This is a genomic window from Pararhizobium sp. PWRC1-1, from assembly GCF_049897905.1.
In the GTDB taxonomy this organism is placed as follows: domain Bacteria; phylum Pseudomonadota; class Alphaproteobacteria; order Rhizobiales; family Rhizobiaceae; genus Pararhizobium.
Genome location: NZ_JAFCXE010000002.1, coordinates 422,263 through 436,560, shown reverse-complemented (window position 1 = coordinate 436,560; position 14,298 = coordinate 422,263). Strand labels below are relative to the sequence as shown.

At 61.3% G+C, this 14,298-nt stretch carries 13 protein-coding genes; 6 read left to right on the top strand and 7 right to left on the bottom strand.

Annotated features, from left to right (window positions below; genetic code table 11):
• Positions 1-139 precede the first annotated feature (139 nt).
• Positions 140-2,482 (bottom strand): glucose/quinate/shikimate family membrane-bound PQQ-dependent dehydrogenase, encoded by a 2,343-nt coding sequence (locus tag ACP7E0_RS05785; RefSeq protein ID WP_426123542.1) that lies wholly within the window; start codon positions 2,480-2,482, stop codon positions 140-142.
• A gap of 355 nt (positions 2,483-2,837) precedes the next feature.
• Between ACP7E0_RS05785 and ACP7E0_RS05780 the strand changes: the two genes are divergently transcribed.
• The gene (locus tag ACP7E0_RS05780; RefSeq protein ID WP_426123540.1) at positions 2,838-3,077 is read left to right on the top strand and encodes a hypothetical protein; all 240 of its coding nucleotides are present in this window, start codon (positions 2,838-2,840) and stop codon (positions 3,075-3,077) included.
• A 292-nt stretch (positions 3,078-3,369) separates the two neighbouring features.
• Here ACP7E0_RS05780 and ACP7E0_RS05775 read toward each other — a convergent pair whose 3' ends face one another.
• The 3 genes from ACP7E0_RS05775 to ACP7E0_RS05765 form a co-directional block, all read right to left on the bottom strand.
• The gene (locus ACP7E0_RS05775) at positions 3,370-4,881 is read right to left on the bottom strand and encodes a protein adenylyltransferase SelO (protein WP_426123539.1); all 1,512 of its coding nucleotides are present in this window, start codon (positions 4,879-4,881) and stop codon (positions 3,370-3,372) included.
• A 158-nt stretch (positions 4,882-5,039) separates the two neighbouring features.
• Entirely contained in the window at positions 5,040-5,249 is a 210-nt protein-coding gene (locus tag ACP7E0_RS05770) for a hypothetical protein (protein WP_113316778.1), read from the bottom strand.
• A 27-nt stretch (positions 5,250-5,276) separates the two neighbouring features.
• The gene (locus tag ACP7E0_RS05765) at positions 5,277-6,233 is read right to left on the bottom strand and encodes a homocysteine S-methyltransferase family protein (protein ID WP_426123537.1); all 957 of its coding nucleotides are present in this window, start codon (positions 6,231-6,233) and stop codon (positions 5,277-5,279) included.
• Between the two features lie 228 nt (positions 6,234-6,461).
• On the opposite strand from ACP7E0_RS05765, the gene ACP7E0_RS05760 reads away from it, so the two are divergent.
• Positions 6,462-7,082: a TetR/AcrR family transcriptional regulator gene (locus ACP7E0_RS05760; protein ID WP_426123536.1), complete on the top strand. Its 621-nt coding sequence runs from the start codon at positions 6,462-6,464 to the stop codon at positions 7,080-7,082.
• A gap of 5 nt (positions 7,083-7,087) precedes the next feature.
• Here the strand turns inward: ACP7E0_RS05760 and ACP7E0_RS05755 are convergent, their stop codons facing one another.
• Together ACP7E0_RS05755 and ACP7E0_RS05750 are read right to left on the bottom strand one after the other, a co-directional pair.
• Complete coding sequence (locus ACP7E0_RS05755; RefSeq protein ID WP_426123534.1) at positions 7,088-7,615, bottom strand: DUF1697 domain-containing protein; 528 nt, start codon at positions 7,613-7,615, stop codon at positions 7,088-7,090.
• A 96-nt stretch (positions 7,616-7,711) separates the two neighbouring features.
• A complete protein-coding gene (locus ACP7E0_RS05750; RefSeq protein ID WP_426123533.1) occupies positions 7,712-8,179 on the bottom strand; it encodes a hypothetical protein in 468 nt (155 codons plus the stop codon).
• Positions 8,180-8,341: 162 nt separating this feature from the next.
• On the opposite strand from ACP7E0_RS05750, the gene ACP7E0_RS05745 reads away from it, so the two are divergent.
• Both ACP7E0_RS05745 and ACP7E0_RS05740 read left to right on the top strand, forming a co-directional pair.
• Positions 8,342-8,605 (top strand): ribbon-helix-helix domain-containing protein, encoded by a 264-nt coding sequence (locus ACP7E0_RS05745; protein WP_426123532.1) that lies wholly within the window; start codon positions 8,342-8,344, stop codon positions 8,603-8,605.
• The gene (locus ACP7E0_RS05740; protein ID WP_426123531.1) at positions 8,605-8,934 is read left to right on the top strand and encodes a type II toxin-antitoxin system RelE/ParE family toxin; all 330 of its coding nucleotides are present in this window, start codon (positions 8,605-8,607) and stop codon (positions 8,932-8,934) included. The genes ACP7E0_RS05745 and ACP7E0_RS05740 overlap by 1 nt, the downstream gene beginning before the upstream one ends.
• On the opposite strand, the gene ACP7E0_RS05735 is transcribed toward ACP7E0_RS05740, so the two are convergent.
• A complete protein-coding gene (locus tag ACP7E0_RS05735) occupies positions 8,909-11,005 on the bottom strand; it encodes a S9 family peptidase (RefSeq protein WP_426123529.1) in 2,097 nt (698 codons plus the stop codon). The genes ACP7E0_RS05740 and ACP7E0_RS05735 overlap by 26 nt on opposite strands.
• A gap of 358 nt (positions 11,006-11,363) precedes the next feature.
• Here ACP7E0_RS05735 and ACP7E0_RS05730 point away from each other — a divergent pair, with 358 nt between their 5' ends.
• Together ACP7E0_RS05730 and ACP7E0_RS05725 are read left to right on the top strand one after the other, a co-directional pair.
• Complete coding sequence (locus ACP7E0_RS05730; RefSeq protein WP_426123528.1) at positions 11,364-13,277, top strand: methyl-accepting chemotaxis protein; 1,914 nt, start codon at positions 11,364-11,366, stop codon at positions 13,275-13,277.
• 151 nt (positions 13,278-13,428) lie between these two features.
• Positions 13,429-14,253 carry a nickel-binding protein gene (locus ACP7E0_RS05725; protein ID WP_426123527.1) on the top strand — a complete coding sequence of 275 codons (825 nt, stop codon included), beginning with the start codon at positions 13,429-13,431 and terminating at the stop codon, positions 14,251-14,253.
• The last annotated feature ends 45 nt before the right edge of the window (positions 14,254-14,298 follow it).

Below are 14,298 nucleotides of genomic sequence, written 5' to 3'. Positions count from 1 at the left end.
ATGTCAAGCCGGGCGATGTCGCAGCTTTGGGGGCAAAGACCAACCACAACGGCTGGTCATAAGTGGCATGATTGCTCTGCAATCTGCGTCAAAAAAAAGCAGGCAGGTCGCCCCGCCGGCTTTCGGATATTTTGAGCGGTTACTTCGCCAGCTTGTAGGCGATCACATAATCCCCCGGCTTGGTGCCGACCGAGCCATGGCCGCCGGCGACGATCAGCACGAACTGGGTGCCGTCGTCGGTGGCATAGCTCATGGGTGTCGACTGGCCGCCGGCCGGAAGACGGCCTTCCCACAGCACCTTGCCGGTGGTCAGCTCATAGGCGCGGATATAGTTGTCGACCGCCGCACCCAGGAAGGCGACGCCGCCCTTGGTGATCATCGGGCCGCCGATGCCGGGTACGCCGACCTTGAAGGGCAGGGGCAGCGGCGTCATGTCACGCACGGTCCCGTTCCTGTGCTTGTAAGCGATCTTGCCGGTCTTCAAGTCCGCGCCGGCGACATAGCCCCATGGCGGCGCCTGGCAGGGAATGCCGAGCGGTCCGAGGAACGGCCCCATGAAGACGCCGTAGGGCGCGCCGTCATTGCGGTTGAGGCCCTGTTCGGAGCCCTTTTCGTCCTGGCCCTTGGGCGGGATCTGGTCGCGCGGTACCAGCCTCGAAGTGAAGGCGAGATAGGTCGGCATGCCAAACATCACCTGCCGTTCCGGATCGACCGCGACGGAACCCCAGTTGAAGGTGCCGAAATTGCCGGGATAGATCAGGCTGCCTTCCAGCGATGGCGGCGTATAACGGCCTTCGTATTTCAGCCGCTTGAAGTCGATCCGGCAGGCGAGCTGGTCGAACATCGTCACACCCCACATGTTCTTGTCCGTCAACGGAGGCGGCGAGAAGGTAAGGTCGGAGATCGGCTGGGTTGGAGCGGTAAAATCCTCGGCGATGGCGCCGGTCGGTGCCGGGATTTCCTTGACCGGGATGATCGGCTCGCCGGTGCGCCGGTCAAGCACATAGATATCGCCCTGCTTGGTCGGCCCGACAAGCGCTGGAACCGGCTGGCCGTCCTTGCCGGTAATGTCGAGCAGCACCGGCTGGGCTGGAACGTCCATGTCCCAGAGGTCGTGATGCACGGTCTGGCGCACCCAGCGGACCGCGCCTGTGGTGATGTCGAGCGCCACGATCGACGAGGAATAATTCTCGACATGCTCGCTACGGCCCATGCCGAGCTGGTCGGGCACCTGGTTGCCGAGCGGGATATAGACGAGGTTCAGCTTGTCGTCATAGCTGAACACCGACCAGCTGTTGGGCGAGTTGGTCGTGTAGGTCTGGCCTTCGGGCAGCGGCGTCGTCACGTCCGGATTGCCACTGTCCCAGTTCCAGACCAGCGCGCCGGTATTGACGTCGAAGGCGCGGATGACACCGGATTGCTCCTGCGTCGAGTAATTGTCGTTGACGGCACCGCCGACGATGATCTTGCCGGCGGTGATCACCGGCGGCGAGGTCGAATAATAATAGCCGGCCGGGTTGTATTTCATGCCGGTTTCGAGATGCAGCGTGCCCTTGTCGGCAAAGCTCTCGCAGACCTGGCCAGTGGCGGCATCGAGCGCGATCAGCCGCGCATCGGCGGTCGGCAGATAGACCCGTTCGGCGCAGGGGCTGCCGGCCACGGCGGCCGGATCGGCATAGTAGGTGACGCCGCGGCAGGTCTGGTGCTGCCGGTCCGGGTTCATGCCGGAATTGGCATCGAACTTCCACTTTTCCTTGCCGGTCGCCGCATCCAGCGCGATGGCCAGATTGTGCGGCGTGCACATGTAGAGCGTGTCGCGGATTTTCAGCGGTGTCACCTGATAGGTGGTTTCGCCGACATCGTCCGGCCGCTTCACGTCGCCGGTCTGATATTGCCAGGCGACTTGCAGCGTGCCGACATTCTCCGGGGTGATCTGAGAGAGCGGCGAATAGCGCTGGCCATAGGGCGTGCGGCCATACTGGTGCCATTCGCTGTCCGGCACGTTGCCACCGAGATCGACGGCAGCGGTCGCGGTTCCGACCGGCAGTTCGCCGGCCAGATCGAGCGGGTCCTGCGTCATCGAATAACCGGCAACCACGATCGAGGCGAGAACGGCCAGTCCCAGCGGCAGGGCGCTGGCCTTGTAGACTTGGCCGGTCGGGCTTGCAAAGCCAAGGCCGCGGCGAATGGCGGGCAAAAGCAGCCAGAGGCCGAGCAGGATGATGACGCCGCCACGCGGCCCAAGCTGCCACCAGTCGAAGCCGACTTCCCAGATGGCCCAGGCTAGCGTGCCGATGATCAAAAGCGCATAGACGGTCAGCGCCGCACCGCGCCGCGCAAACAGAAGGAAGGCGGTTATGAGAAAACCGAGGCCGGCAACGGCATAATACCAGCTGCCGCCGAGCACGATGAGCCAGAGCCCGCCACCGCCGAGCCCCAGCCCGATCAATGCGAAGACGATGGCCGTCAACAAAATCAACATGAATATCTCCCGTTATGGAAAGCCGCGCCGCGCGGTTCGTCTCGCTTGCGGTGGGCATTGGGTCCAACGCCTCAGGCAAAGGCAGTCCGGTCTTGGGGCTGGCCATCGCGCGGGATGGGTCTGTGCGCGGTGAACCCTGGTATTTGACGCGCGCAGACGTTGAACGGCCGCGCAACATCACCGAACATACCGCAAGGCCGCCGCCTTTCAATGGCCACATTTCGGCCCAGCCATCAAAATTCGGCATGGCAGACAAGCGTTTAACGCACAGCCCGCCGAAGGTTTGCGAAAGGATTTCGGTCGCGCTGAGAAATAGGATAGGTCAACGGCAACGTTCACCACAACGAGGTTCGAGATGAAGAAATTGCTGACGGTTCTGCTGGTTGCGGTCGTGGCTGTCGTTGGCGTGATCGGCGGGCGCTGGCTGCTCTACGTCACCAATACCAACGATCCGCTCGACGAAGTCGGCATCGAGCTCAACAGCCGGATGCCGGAACCCTTGCGCCAATGGGGCTGCGCCCAGCTGAAAACCAATTTCGAAAACCGCCTGCCGCCTTATGGGTGCGCTGCTATCGGCGGAACCGGCTGGGAGTAACCGGAAGAGCCTCGTACGAGGCTTTCGGACTGCTGACAAAGCCTGACGCGCCGATTATTTGACGAAAGCGGGACCCCACTCTCCGTCATCCTCGACCTCGTGGCGGGGATCCAGCGACCCGACGTCTGTCGGGTCAAAAGACTCTTTCAGCCCAAGGACTTGGGCTGGCTGGATCTCTGTGACAAGCACAGAGATGACGGAGGATTTGACATCGCACAATTTCCCAAGCGGCCATCACATGGTGAGAAAATGACTTCGTCAACAATCTGAGCGCCTCGCACGAGGCTCTTCCTCACGTCCCGCAGAAGGTCTTGAACACTTCTTCCGAAGGCGCCGGCGGCACGGCATAGGCTGTGAACTTCGGCTGGTCCTCATAGGGCTTTGCCAACACATCGTTCAAGGCCTCGAACAACGAGAAATCGCCATCGTCTTCCGCGGCACGGATTGCCTGCTCGATGCGGTGGTTGCGCGGAATGAAGGCGGGATTGACGGCGCGCATCGCCGCTGCCGTCTGCGCATCGGAAAGGCTTTCGCGCCCCGTCCGTTCGCGCCAGGCGAGGAGCCAGGCATCGATATCGGCGGGTTTGGCGAAGAGATCGCGTAGCGGTCCGTCATGGGCGCTGCTTTCGGCCGCATCGCACAATCGGCGGAACGTTAGGGTGAAGTCTGCCTCGTTGCGGTGCATGGCGCTGAGTAGTCCCTGCACAAGATCGAGATCGCCGTCTTCTTCCGCGTAAAGGCCGATCTTTGCCTTCATGCCGGCAAGCCAGTGGGTCTGGAACAGCGCGCCATAGCCGCCGATTGCATCATTGGCGAGATTGACGGCCTCGGAAGCCTCCGGATCAAGCAGTGGCAACAGGGTTTCGGCAAGCCGCGCCATGTTCCACTGGCCGATTGCCGGCTGGCTGGCATAGGCATAGCGTCCACCCCGGTCGATCGATGAAAACACCTTGGCCGGATCGTAGGCATCGAGAAAGGCGCAGGGGCCGAAATCGATGGTTTCGCCGGAGATGGCGCAATTGTCGGTGTTCATCACCCCATGGATGAAGCCGACGCACAGCCAGCGGGCGATCAGCGACGCCTGCCGCTCGATCACGGCGTGAAGCAGCGCCAGATAGGGACGCTCTTGGTCCTTGATTTCGGGATAATGCCGGTCGATGACATGATCAGCCAGAACCTTCAGGCCCTCGGTATCGCCGCGCGCTGAGAGGAACTGGAACGTGCCGACGCGGATATGGCTGGCCGCCACCCGGGTGATGACGCCGCCGGGCAGGACCCGTTCGCGGTAGACCGGCTCGCCGGTGACCACGGCCGCCAAGGCCCGCGTCGTTGGAATGCCGAGCGCAAACATCGCCTCGCTGACGATATATTCGCGCAGCACCGGCCCAAGGGCTGCCCGCCCGTCGCCGCGCCGCGAATAGGGCGTCTTGCCGGCACCCTTCAGCTGGATATCGCGGCGCCTGCCATGGATATCGATGACTTCACCAAGCAGGATCGCCCGCCCGTCGCCCAGCAGCGGCACGAACTGTCCGAACTGATGCCCGGCATAGGCCATGCCGAGCGGCTGGGCACCTTCAGGGATTGTATTTCCGGAAAATATCGCCGCCCCATCCCGCTCCAGAGCGTCGGCATCGAGGCCAAGCTCCAGCGCCAGCGGGCGGTTGAACTTGATCAACCACGGCTCGGAAACGGCAGTCGGAATGGCGGCGGCGTGAAAATGTGCCGGCAGCCGGGTATAGCTGTTGTCGAAGGGGATCGGGGAGGCTGCGGCTCGTGAAGCCGGCGATGCAAAGAGATTGTTCATGCCTTCCAGTTTCCCCCGGGAACAACGCCCGGTCAACCACAACGGATGCACATCGTCTTGACCGCCAGGTTTCGGCCGGAATGCGCAGCGCTGAACCCATCATCGGCCGTCAGGGTTGATCGCCCGACGGCCGATGCGGATATCGTGATCGGGCCGCCTTATTGCAAGCCGGCGCGGTCATTGCCGTGGATATCACGGCGCGGATAGTCGTCATTGTACAGCGAAAGACCGATGTCGCGCATCAGGTAGTCGTCGAAGCCCTCCAGTTCGGCCCGGTCAATCTCTTCGAAGACCGGCTGCTTGGGGCCAAGCCACCGGTCGAGCAGCCGCAGCAGTCCTCTGCGTCCGTAGGGGCGGATCGTCGTCATGGTGATATCCTCCTGTTGGTATCCTTGTCATGCGCTTAGTTTCTCCTCCGGAACGCAGGCTTCGCAGATTGCCGCCACATGCCGGTGGTCGGTGCCGCAGCAGCCGCCGAGAACCCGGAGCTGCGGCATCCGGCGCGTCAGCTGACGGTAGCGCCAGCCGAGATCGGCGGGATCGCCCGCATCCAGCGTCTCGCTCTCGTCGAGCTCCTGATGGCTCATCTTTGAGGCATTGGCGCGGATGCCACCCAGTCGTTTCAGCCACGCCTCGTTGCCCGAAACCACCGTGTCGAAATGGCTCGGATGGGCACAGTTGATCATGTAGTAGAGCGGATAGGAGCCGGTCGCGGCATCCACCGCCTCGATTGCTTGCCTCAGCGTCCGCCCGGTGACGAGATTGCCGTCGGTCTCCACCGTAAAGGAGATCACGCAGGGCATTTTCGCGCGCCTTGCGGCCCGCGCGATGCCGATTGCCTCATCGATGCTGGTCAGCGTCAGCGCGGTCACCATGTCGGCGTCGGCGCCGGCGAATGTCTCGATTTGCGTTGCGTGATAGGCCTCTGCCTCGTCGGCATTCATCTTGCCGGCCTTGTAGCCGTCGCCGCGCGGACCGATTGCGCCGTTGATGACGATCGGTGCGCCGGGGCGTTCACGTTCGGCGCGAAGCTCGCTCAGAAGCTCGACCGCATCTTCATTTGCAGCCTTGAGGGCCTCGGCGCTGTAGCCGAGCTTGTCGCCCCAGTCCGCATTGGCCCGCCAAGTCGCGGTGTCGAGCACGAAGCCGGACCGTCCTCCTGGCGAGATTGCGAGGTAGCGGGCATAGTAATCCTTCAGTTTCTGTCGTCCATCCCGGTCGGCCAGGAGTACGAAAGCGGCGAAATGCGGCAGCTCTGCGCCCTCATTGAAGATCAGCGTCGTTTCCATGCCGCCGTCGGCCAGGAATATTCCACCCTTCAGGTGTGGCAGGTCATGTCTGTATTTGCTCACGGTCTCCACCCTCCGTTACCCTTCGCATCACCAGTGAAAGGGCGTTGCAAGGTCGGGATATTTGTACGCTTTACCACATGCTAAAATAGAGGGTTTGCGGTATACTATTGGTTGATTATCTGGAAATGTCCGTAAAATCAGTGCGTTATCAGCGATACTAACGATCGTTGAGCGCAGTCGTTCAGTCCATTTCCGTTGAAAACTCTACCGGCGGTACAGGAGCGGGGCATGCGCAAGGGCGAGGAGACGAGGACCCGCATTCTCGATGTGGCGGAAACAGCCGTGTTGCAGAAGGGTTTTGGCGGCACCTCGATCGAGGAGCTCATCGCCGAGACCGGCATCACCAAGAGCGGTTTCTTCTATCATTTCCGCGACAAGAACGAACTCGCCAAGGCATTGCTCAACCGCTACATCGAAAACGACGAGCGGATCTACGACGAGATTTTCAGCCGGGCACGCGATCTGATGGACGATCCGCTGCAATCGTTCCTGCTCGGCCTTAAACTTCTCTCAGAACTGCTTTCCGATCTGCCGAACGGTCATCCGGGCTGCCTGGTGGCGACCATCTGTTATTACGAGCGGCTTTTCGACCGCGAGATCCAGGAAACCAACCGTCAGGCCGCGTTGGCATGGCGGCGACGCTTCCGGGGCATGTTCGAGGAGATCATGGCTGTCTATACGCCGCGCGAACCGTTCGACGTGGACCAACTGGCCGACATGGTTTCGACGGTGATCGAGGGTGGCATCGTATTGTCGAAGGCGCTGAAGGAGCCGCAAAGCCTGCCAGAGCAGATACTGGTGTTTCGCAATTTCATAAAAATGCTTTTTCAGCCTTTGCAACACGCCTGAAAGGCTTAGTTGCCTGCCTTTTCCATCTCCGCTGCAAGCTCCGCCAGCTTGAGCACCGTGTTGAGATTGCGCGATGTCGCCTGTTTCAGCGTCGGCAGTTTCAGTTTCGAGCGGCCGGAACCATTCGGGTAATGCACGTAGATTTCGCGACCTGCCACATGCACCTCTTCACCATCCGGCGCCACGAGCCTGTCGAGCGCATCATCAGGTGCGTTCTCCGGCAAGAAGTAGACCATCAGGTAGTTCGGTTTGGCATCGGCAAAGGGATTGTTTTGCGCGATTGATTCCAGTTGCCTGCGGCTACGCACCATCACACCAGGCGCCTTGCCCATCAGCTTGGCGAGCGCCTCATCCAGAATCTTGCCCGCGTCTTCGGCGGAGAGTTCTGAGCGGAACAGCACGTTGCCGCTCTGGATATAGGTTTGCACATCAATGAACCCGGCTTTCTCGCAGAGCGATCTGAGATCGCCCATGGAGAGCTTGCCGGTTCCGCCGACATTGACGGCGCGAAGCAGGGCTATATGGACAGCCATAGGATCTATTTCCCTTGCCATACCGGCTGCAGATTACGGGGAAAGAGGCGACTATGCCAATCAAGCATGGCCCGCCGAGACGCGCTTTTTGGGCTCTCAGACCGTTGCGTTGGACGCCGCCTCGGCCTGCGCCGTGCCGCCATCCTGCGGGATTTCCAGCTGGCGCTTGATCGCTTCCTTGATTTCCGCCTCGATGGCCGCGCGGGCGTCGGCCTCCATGGCTGCGAGATCGTCTTCCGTCATGTCCTTGGAGGCGAGGATCTGCGCCCGGATCTTTTCGGCAACCGACATCTTCGACCATTTCATCAGTTCGTCGGCCGGACTGTCCTTCGGCGCTTCGGTCATCGAGCCGGTATCGCCCTCCAGCTTGTCGGCCATCGATAGCCACAGCGCGGAAGACAGCGAGGAGGAGGGGGCAGAAGAGCTGATCGACACGGTCGGCCCCTGCGTGCGCTGGCCACCGCCGCCGTCGATGTTGAGTGCGAGGCCGGAAGAGGCTGCACCGGCGGCCTGGTTGCCGTTTTGCGGGCGATAATAGTTGCTGATGCTGTCACCGATCTTCATCGCGATTCTCCCTGCGAGGTTGCAGGGAGAATTAGCCCGTGAGACATGCGTGGGGCTTGCAACCCTGCTCGCCGGCTGTTGCAACGTTCGCGAAGTTGTTGCTGGCGAATTGCCAACATGCCCCGCTCGCCTTACTTTAGCTGTCGAGGTTGGAGATCGGCCATGAACGAGATTTTGAAAATATCGCTGCCGTCCGAGATGGTGGACGCCATCGAGAGCCGCGTGAAGGCTGGCAACTATTCTTCCCCCAGTGACGTGCTGCAGGAGGCCGTGGAATTGTTGCTTCAACGTGAAAGCGACGATGAGCTCAGGCTGACATCGATCCGGTCGAGAGTTGCCGGGTCACTGGGCGATGGCTCTGCTGATATCAGCATGGACGAGATGGATGATTGGCTGGAGAAACTGGCTGAAGAAAATCGCCATTGATGAAGCCGCACAAGGTGGTTTTCAGAAAGGCCGCCCAGGCGGATTTGCGCGCGATCTTTTCATATGTCTTGGGGAAAAGCGGCAGTAGTGACACCGCGCTGAACTACCTGCGACGCATTCAGCGGAAATGCGAAGAGATTGGTATCGCGCCCCTTGCCCATGTGGAGCGTCCCGACATTTGGCCGGGACTGCGGATGGCTGTCTTCGAGCGTCGTATCGTCATCCTCTACGTCGTCGAAAAAGAGACCATCCGCATCACGAACATTCTGTCGGGAAGCCGGGACTATGAGGCCTTGATACGGACTACGAGATCTTCCCTGCCACCTTGATCGCAAACGCATATTCGAAGGCGATTTCCTCCAGGCGCTGGAAGCGGCCGGATGCGCCGCCATGGCCGGCGTCCATGTTGGTCTTCATCAGGATCGGCTCGGAGCCGGTGGTCTTTTCGCGCAGCTTGGCGACCCATTTGGCCGGTTCCCAATAGGTGACGCGCGGGTCGGTCAGGCCGCCGAGCGCCAGGATTGCCGGGTAGGGCTTTTCCGAGACGTTGTCGTATGGGGAATAGGCTGCCATGCGTTCATAGGCTTCCTTAGAGTCAATCGGGTTGCCCCATTCCGGCCACTCCGGTGGCGTCAGCGGCAGCGTGTCGTCGAGCATGGTGTTGAGCACATCGACGAAGGGGACAGCGGCAATCACGCCCTTGAATTTTTCAGGCGCCATGTTGGCAATCGCCCCCATCAGCATGCCACCAGCCGATCCGCCCTCGGCGATAATGTTGGCGTAGGACGTGAACTTCTGTTGATTCAGATAGTCAGCCGCCGCAATGAAGTCCTTGAAGGTATTGGTCTTCTTCTCCATCTTGCCGTCTTCGTACCACGCAAAACCCTTGTCCTTACCGCCGCGGATATGGGCGATAGCATAGACGAAACCGCGGTCGGCAAGCGACAGGCAATTGGTGTTGAACGAGGCCGGAATGGCGATGCCATAGGCGCCGTAACCATAGAGCAGGCAGGGAGCGGAACCATCGAGCGGGGTATCCTTGCGGTAGAGCAGGGTGACCGGCACCTCGGCGCCATCCCAGGCCGGTGCCATGACGCGACGGGTGACGTAGTCATCGGGATTGTGGCCGGACGGCACTTCCTGCGTCTTCAACAGCATGCGCTCGCGCGTCACCATGTTGTAGTCGTAGAGCTGGCTCGGCGTCGTCATCGAGGAATAGGAGAAGCGGATGACGTCGGTGTCGTATTCGGCAGCGCCCTGAAGGCCGAGCGAGAATGCCTCTTCGGCAAAGGCGATCGAATGGTCCTCGCCGGTGCGCCGGTCGCGGATCTTGATCTGCGGCAGGCCGGCCTCGCGCTCCAGCCAGACGAGGTGGCGGGCATAGGCGCCGTGCGAGATGATCAGCCGCCCGGCAGTGTGCGGCACCACGTCGGTCCAATTCTCTCGATTCGGATTATCAACCGGCGCCTGCATGATCTTGAAATCCTTGGCGCCATCGGCGTTGGTCAGGATGTAGAAGACATCGCCGCCCTCCGACAGCGAATATTCGAGCCCGGTTTCGCGCGCAGCCACCAGCTGCGGTTTACCGGTGAGGTCCGACGTCGGCAGCAGCCAGTATTCGCTGGTCTCGTGGTCGTGGATGTCGATGTAGATGAAGTCGTCGAGCATCGAGCCGCCGACGCCCATGAAGAAGCCCGGGTCCTCTTCCTCGTACACCAGCCGGTCATCGCTCTGCGGCGTGCCGATGATATGGTGGAAGATCTTCGAGGGACGATGGTTGTCGTCGAGCACGGTGTAGAAGAAGCTCTTGCCATCCGGCGCCCAGGCGCCGCCGCCGCCGGTGCTCTCGATGACATCGGCAAGGTCCTCGCCGGTCGCGAGATCGCGAACGCGCAGCGTGTAATATTCCGAGCCCTTGTCGTCATAGCTCCAGAGACCCCGGCTATGATCGGTCGAATGATCGACGCCGCCCAGCCGGAAATAGGCCTTGCCTTCGGCTTCCTTGTCGCCGTCTAGGAGCACGGAGCGTTCGCCGCCATCGCGCGGGGTGCGGAAGAAGGAGGGTTGCTCGCCACCGGTGACGTAGAATGTGCCGTAGGCAAACGGACCGTCCTTGACCGGAACGGATGAGTCGTCCTCCTTGATACGGCCCTTCATTTCGGCAAACAGCGTCTTCTGCAGCGTTTCGGTATCGGCCATAGCCGCCTTCATATAGGCGTTCTCGGCCTCCAGGTGCTTACGGATTTCCGGGTCCAGGATCGTCGGATCCTTGAACATCGCCTGCCAATTGTCGGCGCGCAGCCAGGCATAGTCGTCCGTCCGTGTGATGCCATGGCGGGTATCCGTGACCGGCTTTTTCGGAGCGGCGGGAGCGGGCGGCAGGTTCTTGAAGATGGACAAGGAAGTCTCCGGGGAATGCGAGGGGTCTACTCCCGAGATAGAGACCGGGGGGGCAAGGTTCAAGCTGAAAGTCTTCTGATCATCTGCGCAATCGGCAACTTGAAGTGGCGGAGAGCCATTTCGATACGTTTTTTTGTATTTGATGAGCCGCCTCGAGGTCTTGATTGCCAGCTTGAACTTTAGTGTTAGCGCAATCTTAACTTGGTGTTAGCGCAATTACCTCAGATTGCGCTCCGGCGCGATGTCCTTGCGCCTCGGCGCGATGTCCTTGTCCTTGCTGCGCTCTGCCAGAGGCATCATGCCTCGCTTTCCCATTTTTCGTTCAGCGCGCGGTCATTTGCCCAGCCGGAGTTCCGACATGAATTTTCGCAATCTTTCCATTCTCCAGAAGATCAGCCTTGTCGTTTTCGTCATGGGGTTGTCTTGCCTGGTCATCGCATCCGTCGGCGCGCGCGGTATTTCGGCATTGGAAACGGCCATCGTCTCGGTCGGCGCCCGGGAAGAAGTCGCCCGCGAAGCCATGGACCTGCGCGTCGATATCATCGCCATCAGCCGCATGACCTATCAGCTGGCCGCGCAGCCGGAGAAGGCGGTGGACTTCCGCGCCGAGACCGAGAAGCGCTCCACGGAAATGCTCGGGCGTCTGCCGAAGATCGAGGCCGCTGCCGACGAAACGGAACTCAAGCAGCTGAAGGCCATCCGCACGACGCTTGAAACCTATTTCGGCGAAATCCGCGCCATGGTCGCCATTGCCGAGGCCAGCCCGCAGGATGCGGCCGCCATCAAGGCCGGTCTCGACAAGGCGCTCGACGCGCAAAAGATCGTCACCAGCACCGTCAAGGTCTACAGCACCTATTCGGGCGAGGCGCTTGCGACAGCCCGCGCCGATGCCTTGCAGTCCTCCTCGGTGGCGCTCGCCATCGCCGTCTTTGCCGCTGCCGGCTGTATCGTCATCGGTGCAGTCGTCAGTCTCCTGGTTGCCCGTCGTGGCATTTCCACGCCGGTTCGTGATCTCACTGCCGCGATGAGCCGTCTTGCCGAAGGCAATCTCGACAGCACCGGCACCGACGCCACCCGCAAGGACGAGATCGGCGAAATGGCCCGCGCCGTCGAGGTCTTCCGCCGCAACGCATTGGCGATGCGCGACATGAAGGCGCAGGAAGCAGCCCTTCATGCGCTGAGCAGCGATTTGCAGTCGAGCATCAGCGCCGTCGTTGCCGCTGCGGTCGCCGGCGATTTCACCGGCCGTATCGGCAAGGACTACCAGAACGACGACCTCAACCGTTTTGCCGGCAGCGTTAACGAACTGGTCGGCAGCATCGATCTTGCGGTGACTGAAGTCCGCCGCGTCATTGCCGCGCTTGCCGATGCCGATCTGTCGGAAAGCATGGAAGGTCATTTCCAGGGCGCGTTCGCCGAACTGCAGCAGAACGTCAACGCGACGATGGTGACGCTGCGCTCGACCATGAACAATGTGCGCGGTGCCGCCGGCACCATCAAGGACAGCTCGGCCGAACTGAGCTCCGCTGCCAACGACCTGTCAAAACGCACCGAGCAGCAGGCGGCAGCGCTTGAGGAAACCGCCGCAGCCCTTGATGAGATCACGGCGACCGTGCGCACCTCTTCAGCACGTGCCGTTGAGGCCCGCGATATGGTGCGCGAGACCAAGGAAAGTGCCGGAAAATCCGGCGAGATCGTCCGCAATGCCGTCACCGCCATGAGCCGGATCGAAGGCTCATCGAGCCGGATCAGCCAGATCATCGGCGTCATCGACGAGATCGCCTTCCAGACCAATCTTTTGGCGCTGAATGCCGGCGTCGAAGCGGCGCGGGCAGGGGACGCGGGACGCGGTTTTGCCGTCGTTGCCCAGGAAGTGCGTGAACTGGCCCAGCGCTCGGCCAATGCCGCCAAGGAGATCAAGACGCTAATCAGCGCTTCGGCCTGCGAGGTCGAAGGCGGTGTCTCGCTGGTGCGGGCAACGGGCGATGCGCTTGTGGAAATCGAAAAGCTGGTGCTGCGCGTCAACGACCACGTCGAGAGCATCGCCACCGCAGCGCGTGAACAGTCGACGGCATTGGCCGAAATCAACACCTCGGTTAACCACATGGACCAGATGACCCAGAAGAACGCCGCCATGGTCGAGGAGACCACGGCTGCCAGCGAGACGCTGGCCGAGGAAAGCCGCCAGCTGCAGACCCTGCTTGCCCGCTTCAAGCTGGAAGAAACCAGCCGTTCGCAGCCGATGCAGCAGCGCACCCGTTACGCGGCCTGAGTTCGGGTTTTACATAGGTATCATAATGAAGGGGAGGGCAGCGATGTCCTCCCTTTGCATTTTAGGAGGTACTAAAGGTGGACGGAGCTGCCTCCAGGACGTAGAATGAAACCTTCCAGCAGGTGCAGGACCCCGGGGAAGGAGCGTTCCGATGCCTATCTTCATCGACCGGCATGAGCTTACGGGAATCACGGCCGCAGACGCTGCCGAGGCACATCGCAAGGATATTGCGATTCAGGATCAGTACGGCGTCAAGTTCCTGACCTACTGGTTCGACCAGCGGCGCGGAACCGTATTTTGCCTCATGGACGCGCCCGACGCTGAAACAGCCCAATGCGTTCACCGCGAGGCGCACGGCTTCGTTTCCGGCGAGGTCGTCGAAGTTGCCCTGTCGGCGGTCGAGGCGTTTCTTGGCCGGATATACGACCCCGAGCCGGCGCCGGGACAATCCTCGGCCGAAATGGATTCCGGCCACAGGGCTATCCTGTTCACCGATATTGTCGGCTCAACCGCGATGACGGCGCGCCTTGGCGATCGGATGGCGACCGAACTGGTAAGGGCGCACGACGCGGTGGTACGCAGGTGTCTCGGCCAATTCTCCGGCCGCGAGGTGAAGCACACAGGCGACGGCGTCATGGCGACCTTTGCCTCCATAGCCGCAGCCGTCGATTGCGCCAGGGCGATCCAGCAGGGGTTTGAGCGCTACAATCGCGGCAATGCCGAGCCCCTTCATATCCGCATCGGCCTGGATTGCGGCGAACCTGTCGAGGATAGCAACGATCTGTTCGGTTCCACCGTGCAGCTGGCTGCCCGCCTGTGCGATGCGGCCTCCAGCGATCAGATCCTGGTGTCTGAGAACATTTTTCGGGAGTACGGCGCGGCCGACCTCTTTACCCAAGCAAAGCGCCGCCGGCTGAAAGGGTTTTCAAGGCCCATCCTGGCGTTCCGATGTGAATGGGCTGGCGCCGGCGCGTAATCTCGCAAGCGGATTGTGCGCCAAGGCCGATGCCGGGCTGCTCGT

What these genes read in the sequence shown, in the direction of transcription:
- ACP7E0_RS05785 (WP_426123542.1), bottom strand. Translation starts at nt 2,482, where the DNA reads ATGTTGATTTTGTTGACGGCCATCGTCTTCGCATTGATCGGGCTGGGG.
- ACP7E0_RS05780 (WP_426123540.1), top strand. Translation starts at nt 2,838, where the DNA reads ATGAAGAAATTGCTGACGGTTCTGCTGGTTGCGGTCGTGGCTGTCGTT.
- ACP7E0_RS05775 (WP_426123539.1), bottom strand. Translation starts at nt 4,881, where the DNA reads ATGAACAATCTCTTTGCATCGCCGGCTTCACGAGCCGCAGCCTCCCCG.
- ACP7E0_RS05770 (WP_113316778.1), bottom strand. Translation starts at nt 5,249, where the DNA reads ATGACGACGATCCGCCCCTACGGACGCAGAGGACTGCTGCGGCTGCTC.
- ACP7E0_RS05760 (WP_426123536.1), top strand. Translation starts at nt 6,462, where the DNA reads ATGCGCAAGGGCGAGGAGACGAGGACCCGCATTCTCGATGTGGCGGAA.
- ACP7E0_RS05755 (WP_426123534.1), bottom strand. Translation starts at nt 7,615, where the DNA reads ATGGCTGTCCATATAGCCCTGCTTCGCGCCGTCAATGTCGGCGGAACC.
- ACP7E0_RS05750 (WP_426123533.1), bottom strand. Translation starts at nt 8,179, where the DNA reads ATGAAGATCGGTGACAGCATCAGCAACTATTATCGCCCGCAAAACGGC.
- ACP7E0_RS05745 (WP_426123532.1), top strand. Translation starts at nt 8,342, where the DNA reads ATGAACGAGATTTTGAAAATATCGCTGCCGTCCGAGATGGTGGACGCC.
- ACP7E0_RS05740 (WP_426123531.1), top strand. Translation starts at nt 8,605, where the DNA reads ATGAAGCCGCACAAGGTGGTTTTCAGAAAGGCCGCCCAGGCGGATTTG.
- ACP7E0_RS05730 (WP_426123528.1), top strand. Translation starts at nt 11,364, where the DNA reads ATGAATTTTCGCAATCTTTCCATTCTCCAGAAGATCAGCCTTGTCGTT.
- ACP7E0_RS05725 (WP_426123527.1), top strand. Translation starts at nt 13,429, where the DNA reads ATGCCTATCTTCATCGACCGGCATGAGCTTACGGGAATCACGGCCGCA.